Origin of the sequence: Collinsella sp. 4_8_47FAA (assembly GCF_000763055.1) — a bacterium.
Classification (GTDB): Bacteria; Actinomycetota; Coriobacteriia; order Coriobacteriales; family Coriobacteriaceae; genus Collinsella.
On record NZ_KN214140.1, the window covers coordinates 8,701 to 9,615 of the forward strand.

2 protein-coding genes are annotated in these 915 nt (G+C 61.5%); both read left to right on the plus strand.

Going from position 1 to position 915, the window contains the following annotated elements; translation table 11 throughout:
* The coding region (locus HMPREF9463_RS10040; RefSeq protein WP_035138938.1) for a helix-turn-helix domain-containing protein at positions 1-688 on the plus strand (688 nt) is incomplete at its 5' end.
* A partial coding sequence (locus HMPREF9463_RS11220) for an HTH domain-containing protein (RefSeq protein ID WP_035138940.1) occupies positions 669-915 on the plus strand: 247 nt, incomplete at its 3' end. The genes HMPREF9463_RS10040 and HMPREF9463_RS11220, both read left to right, overlap by 20 nt.

Sequence of the window (915 nt, forward strand, 5' to 3'; positions counted from 1 at the left end):
CTTCACCGAGGACCATGCGCTCGCCGCGATCGAGGCGTACTACGACCCCATCATCCACAAGCTCACCCGCGAGCGCATCGAGCGCCGTACCGCCATCGAGCTGCCGAAAAACAAGAGAAACGGGCGCAAACAGGCCGTGCACTTGGCCAGGGCGCGAACGGTTCAAGAATTTGACGACCCGGATGGCGCATGGCGCAATAAGGATGGGGCCCCGACGAAGGCCGACCTCGTTCGCGAGTACGCCGCAGAGCACCCCGACGCCAACCATAGTGAGATCGCCCGTGCTCTCGGCATCTCACGCCCGACCGTCATCAAGTGGCTGAAGGATGTGCCGAAGGGCGCCACCGAGCCGGAAAAACCGAAGCCGGATGATCTGTACGAGCTGTACAACCCCGCGATGGTCGAGCTCAGGGCAGCGCTCGACCAGTACTCGTTGAGCGCCAATGACCGCGGGTACCTGAGCCCGCCGCAGTCCGCCATGACCAGGTTGGAGCTCACGCAGAAGGCCATCGGTTTGGATACCGGGGTCGAGGAGTACTGGAAACGTGTCGACGTGGAGAACGAGAAACGGGAAAAACGGGAACGCGAAACGGTAAAATCATCGGGAACTACCGTGAAACTCCCCGATGTTTCCCGGGAAACATTCCCGATTGACGATAGGTTGAACAATGGGCATAACGAAGCGTGAAATAGCGTCTGAGCTGGGCGTCTCAAAGCGCACAGTCGCGAACTACATCGAGAAACTGGGACTGGGAAACCATGTTTCACGAAACGGGAATACCGATTTTCTCGATGACTTCGCCGCCGCGGCCATCGCCGACGCCCTGAAGAACCCCGGCAAACCGTCCCGCCAGCCGGCCGCCGCGCCCGCTGCGCCCGCCCCGGACTCCCTGGTTGACTCCCTGGCCGCCCAAC